The organism is Streptomyces recifensis, assembly GCF_002154615.1.
GTDB classification, from domain to species: Bacteria; Actinomycetota; Actinomycetes; order Streptomycetales; family Streptomycetaceae; genus Streptomyces; species Streptomyces griseoluteus.
This window is the reverse complement of record NZ_MUNH01000519.1, coordinates 1-4596: the sequence shown is the minus strand read 5'-3', so window position 1 is coordinate 4596 and position 4596 is coordinate 1. Positions and strand designations below refer to the sequence as shown.

The following is a 4596-nucleotide window of genomic DNA, read 5'->3' as shown; positions in this document are numbered from 1 at the left end:
ATCAGCAGGAAGAACAGGCCCTGGCCGGTGGGGTCGTCGGACACCGGCTCGACGATGTCGGTGACCTTCAGGGGGGTGCCCTGCTGCGCGGCGACCGGCGTGAACACCTTCTCCACAGCGGTGGCACCCATGTCGGACGCGGCGCTCGCCACGATCAGCTCGGGCTTGTGTGCGCTGGGCACATAGGCGCCCGTGACATCCCGGTGCTCGACCAGCGCGACGGCGTCGGCGCGGGAGGAGACGGTACGGACGTCGAGCTTGTCGCCCGCGGCGTCCTTCACCGTCTGCGCGAAGACCTTGGCCTCGGGCCCGGCGCCGACCACGGCCACCGGCATGTGATGGGGCTCCGGGGTGACGAAGGCACCCATATAGGCGAGCCCCATACCTATGCACATCAGCAGGGGGGTGATCAGGTGCGTGAGCACATGACGCAGTGCCGGTGACTTCATCGACCGGAACCTCCAATGGTTGTCTTATACAACTCACGTTCAAGTTGTACTATACAACCAGAATCGTTCGGACAGGTCGGAGAACAGGTCGGAGGAGTTCCGTGAAGGGGTTCTCATGGCGAAGGTGATCGCATGACGGCGGCGGACGCGGCCGTCGAGACGATCCAGCGGGAGATGACGTCGTTCGCGCGCCGGGCCCGCGCCTCGGCGGGGCGCATGCATCCCGAGCTCTCGCTGGTGTCGTACACGCTGCTGGGGCATCTGGAGGAGCGCGGGGGCTGCCGGGCGACCGACCTGGCCTCGCACTACGCGCTGGACAAGTCGACGGTGAGCCGCCAGGTCGGCGCGCTGGAGCGGGCCGGGCTGATCGAGCGGCGGCTCTCCCCGGAGGACGCCCGCGTGCAGGTGCTCCATCTCACGGAGGCGGGTGAGGAGATCCTGGCCCAGGTGACGCGGAGCCGCCGGGCCGCCTTCCGGGAACGGCTCGCCGATTGGCCGGAGGACGACCTGGTCCGCTTCGCGGCCTACCTGGAGCGGTACAACGCGGGGTCCGCCGGACAGGAGGCCGGCTAGGACCCGAGGGGGACGCGTACCCCGAAGAACCGGGTGTCCAGCCGGTGCCGGAAGCCCAGGGACTCGTAGAGGCGGATGGCGCCGGTGTTGCCCGCGCCGGTGTGCAGGAACGGGCGCTCGCCGCGCTCGCGGATGCCGTGCGCGACGGCGAGGATCAGCCGGGTGGCCAGGCCCTCGCCCCGGAAGGCGGGATCGGTGCAGACCGCGCTGATCTCGGTCCAGCCCGGCGGATGCAGCCGCTCCCCCGCCATGGCGATCAGCGCGCCGTCGCGCCGGATGCCGAGGTAGGTGCCCATCTCGATGGTGCGCGGCATGAACGGGCCGGGCTGCGTGCGCGCGACGAGGTCGAGCATCTCGGGGACGTCGGCCGGGCCGAGCGGCACCGCCTCCGGGTCCGGGGCGCCGGCCACGCCGTCGTCCGCCATCTGCACACCGGCCACGTCGAAGGTGATCTCCCAGCCCTGCGGGGCCGGGCCCCGGTGACCGAGCAGGGGCACCTCGCCGCCGGGTCCGGCGAGCGCGGCGATCCCGGCCCAGTCGGCGGGCCCGGGCTCATCGGGGAGGGCCAGCCAGGGCGAGACCTCGACCGGGTACCGGAGCACCCGCCCGTGCCGCTCGGCGAAGTGGGCGTGCGGGCCGGTGAGGGAGGCGCGGGCGGCGTTGTCGAGCGGGTGCGGGACCGTCGTCCCGGCGGGGCCGGGGGCCGCGCCGGCCGGGGTGTCGGCCTCCCGGCCGTCGTACCGCGTGGAGACGTACGCCTCGGGCATCCTCGGGTCCTCGTTTCGCTCGCCCTGCACCGGCGCGGCGGCGCGTCGGCACTTGTCCCCAAGTGCGGCGGCGGGGCGGCTATTCCCGAGGGGGTCCGGAGTGTGGCCGAGGTCGCGCGCCGGGGCACTGACCAGGGGCGGGGCGCCCGCGGCGGGAGCGTACGGTTGAGCCATGAACGTCACCCGAGGCTTCACGGGCCGTCGGCGCGTCTCCCGTCCCGGACTGCCTCCCGGGCAGTACGACGCGGGCGACGACTGGCCCGTCCTGTCCGCCGAGGTCACCCCCGACCTCACGCCCGCCCACTGGTCCTTCCGCGTCGACGGCCTGGTGGAGCGCCCGCACACCTGGAACTGGGACGAGGCGCACGCCCTGCCCGGCTCGGCGTACGAGGGTGACATCCACTGTGTGACCGGCTGGTCCAAGTTCGGTGTGCGCTTCGGCGGGGTCTCGCTGGACGCGTTCCTCGCCGTGGTGGGGCCACATGTGTCCGCCACCCATGTACTGGCCCGCTCGCACACCGGGTACACCGCCAACCTCCCGCTGACCGACCTCACCGGCGGCCGGGCCTGGATCGCCTGGGACCAGGCCGGTGTCCCGCTGGCCCCGGAGCACGGCGGTCCCGCCCGCCTGATCGTGCCGCATCTGTACTTCTGGAAGAGCGTGAAGTGGATCGCCGGCCTCACCCTGCTCGACCATGACGAGCCGGGCTTCTGGGAGGCCAACGGGTATCACGAGCGGGGCAACCCGTGGGAGGAACAGCGGTACAGCGGTGACTGAGCAGACGCACGGGACGCCGCGGACGCCCTCCGCTCCCCCGGCCCGCTTCGCGGTGCCCGGCCGTATCGCGGTGAGCGAGCAGGTGGCGGCCGCGTGGCAGACGGCCACCCTGACCGAGGTGCGGCGGGAGACGCCGTACGCGTCGACGTTCCGGCTGGCGGTGCCTCGGTGGGCGGGGCACCTGCCGGGCCAGCACCTGATGCTGCGGCTGACCGCCGAGGACGGATACGTGGCCCAGCGCCACTACTCCATCGCCTCCGCGCCGGACGAGTCCGGGTACATCGAGCTGACTCTGGACCGGGTGCCGGACGGCGAGGTCTCGGGCTGGTTCCACACGGTGGCGCGGCCCGGTGACTCCATCGAGGTGCGCGGGCCGCTGAGCGGCTTCTTCGCCTGGCCGGGCGACCGTCCGGCGCTGCTGCTGGGGGCCGGTTCCGGGATCGTCCCGCTGATGTCGATGGTCCGCCACCACCGCGCCCGGGGCCTGTCGGTGCCGCTGCGGATGCTGGTGTCGGCGCGCGGTCCGGAGGAACTGATCTACGCCGGGGAACTGGGCGCGGAGACCACGGCCGTGTTCACCCGGAGTGCTCCGACGGGTGTGCCGGTGGGACGTATGTCGGCCGCACATGTGGCGCCGCTCCTGGCCGAGCAGCCCCCCGGTGGGTGGGAAGCCTATGTGTGCGGTTCCAACGGTTTCGCCGAGCACGCCTCCCGTCTCCTCGTGGCGGCCGGTCAGGCGGTGGACCGTATCCGCATCGAGCGCTTCGGCTGAGCCGCCGACAGCTCGCGGGGCGCGGGATGCGCGAAGGGCTGCCGGGCTGGGTATCGGACGGGTGTGGACATGCGTACCCGGTCGCACCGCCCGCGTCGGCGGCACAATCCGCTGCGGCGGCGGTCGGACGTGGTGGAGGCCTGGGTGGTGGTGACCGTCGCCGTCCTGCTCTGCGTGGCCGCGCCGCTGACGGGGATGGTGGCCGGGCTGGTCACCTACGACCGCGCGCGGACGCACGCGGAGGAACAGCGGGCCGAGCGAGAGCCGGTACGGGCCGTGGTCGCCGGCCGTCCCGCGTCGCGGCCCACCGTGCACGGCGATCGCGGCCACGGTTACCGGGCCGAGGTCCGCTGGACGGAGCCGGGCCGGCGGACGCGTACCGCCGTCGCCGACGTGCGGGCCGGGACGCGGGCCGGGGACACGGTCACCGTGTGGTTCGACAGCCGGGGCCGGATGGTGGCGCCGCCGCCGAACGACGTGGCGGTCTGGCAGCACACGGTCGGAGTCGGACTGGGCGTGGCGGGGGGCACTGCCGCGATCGTGCTCCTGGCACGTGCGGTGGAGCGCCGGATCGCGCTGCGGCACCGGTTGGCCGAGTGGGAGCGGGCCTGGGCGCGCACCGGCCCGGCCTGGACGCGACGGCGCGCGTGAGCGCCGCCGTACCCGCTACCCGCGCCGCGCCGTCACCAGCCGGGCGCGGGGGCTGCCGTCGGCACGCAGACCGAACTCCGGAAGGGGCTGGAGCTCCACGGTGAACCCGGCCGACCCCAGTTCCCGGCGCACGTCGCCGAGGCGGAACGCGCGGTAGTACATGACGAACGGCGGTCGCCACACGGCGTTGCGCACCCGCATCACCGCGTCGAAGCCGAACAGCGTCCAGTAGGCGGGGCTGGACGGCCGGGGCGGCGCCAGGACCGGAAAGGCGAACCGTCCGCCCGGCCGCAGTGCCGAGTGGACCTGGGCGAAGAGGCCGGGCAGTTCACGGGGCAGGAAGTGCCCGAACGCGCCGAAGCTGACGACCAGGTCGAAGGCGGCCGTGAAGGGCAGCGCGCGAGCGTCGGCGCGCACCAGGGCGACGTCCTCCCCCAGCCCGCGCCGGGCCACCTCGAGCATCCCGGCGCTGAAGTCCACGCCGGTGACACTCCGGCGGCACAACCCGCCCAGCACCGCGAGGCCGGCCCCGGTGCCGCAGCACAGGTCGAGCCCGTCCTCGAAGGGCCCCGACGGCACGAGCGCCTTCGCCACCGCGTCCAGCAC

Annotated in this window: 6 protein-coding genes and 1 pseudogene; 4 read left to right on the top strand and 3 right to left on the bottom strand. The window is 73.7% G+C overall.

The genetic code is table 11. From position 1 onward, the window contains the following. A pseudogene (locus CCN33_RS24685) lies at nucleotides 1-449 on the bottom strand (hypothetical protein); the annotation flags it as partial. A 132-nt stretch (nucleotides 450-581) separates the two neighbouring features. Between CCN33_RS24685 and CCN33_RS24680 the strand changes: the two are divergent. Then, on the top strand, nucleotides 582-1022 hold the full coding sequence (locus CCN33_RS24680; protein WP_086695685.1) for a MarR family winged helix-turn-helix transcriptional regulator: 441 nt from the start codon (nucleotides 582-584) through the stop codon (nucleotides 1020-1022). Here the strand turns inward: CCN33_RS24680 and CCN33_RS24675 are convergent. Then, nucleotides 1019-1789, bottom strand: coding sequence for a GNAT family N-acetyltransferase (locus CCN33_RS24675; protein WP_086695684.1), 771 nt, complete (start codon nucleotides 1787-1789; stop codon nucleotides 1019-1021). The genes CCN33_RS24680 and CCN33_RS24675 overlap by 4 nt on opposite strands. Nucleotides 1790-1961: 172 nt before the next feature. Here CCN33_RS24675 and CCN33_RS24670 point away from each other — a divergent pair, with 172 nt between their 5' ends. The 3 genes from CCN33_RS24670 (at nucleotide 1962) to CCN33_RS24660 (ending at nucleotide 3990) form a co-directional block, all read left to right on the top strand. Beyond that, nucleotides 1962-2567 (top strand): sulfite oxidase-like oxidoreductase, encoded by a 606-nt coding sequence (locus tag CCN33_RS24670; protein WP_086695683.1) that lies wholly within the window; start codon nucleotides 1962-1964, stop codon nucleotides 2565-2567. A gap of 52 nt (nucleotides 2568-2619) precedes the next feature. Beyond that, complete coding sequence (locus tag CCN33_RS24665; protein WP_244173925.1) at nucleotides 2620-3339, top strand: ferredoxin reductase; 720 nt, start codon at nucleotides 2620-2622, stop codon at nucleotides 3337-3339. 69 nt (nucleotides 3340-3408) lie between these two features. Continuing rightward, the gene (locus tag CCN33_RS24660; RefSeq protein ID WP_086695681.1) at nucleotides 3409-3990 is read left to right on the top strand and encodes an Rv1733c family protein; all 582 of its coding nucleotides are present in this window, start codon (nucleotides 3409-3411) and stop codon (nucleotides 3988-3990) included. 15 nt (nucleotides 3991-4005) lie between these two features. On the opposite strand, the gene CCN33_RS24655 is transcribed toward CCN33_RS24660, so the two are convergent. Then, a partial coding sequence (locus CCN33_RS24655; RefSeq protein ID WP_107483985.1) for a class I SAM-dependent methyltransferase occupies nucleotides 4006-4596 on the bottom strand: 591 nt, incomplete at its 5' end.

Coding starts and splice junctions, on each gene's coding strand:
- CCN33_RS24680 (WP_086695685.1), top strand. CDS start 582: ATGACGGCGGCGGACGCGGCCGTCGAGACGATCCAGCGGGAGATGACG.
- CCN33_RS24675 (WP_086695684.1), bottom strand. CDS start 1,789: ATGCCCGAGGCGTACGTCTCCACGCGGTACGACGGCCGGGAGGCCGAC.
- CCN33_RS24670 (WP_086695683.1), top strand. CDS start 1,962: ATGAACGTCACCCGAGGCTTCACGGGCCGTCGGCGCGTCTCCCGTCCC.
- CCN33_RS24660 (WP_086695681.1), top strand. CDS start 3,409: ATGCGTACCCGGTCGCACCGCCCGCGTCGGCGGCACAATCCGCTGCGG.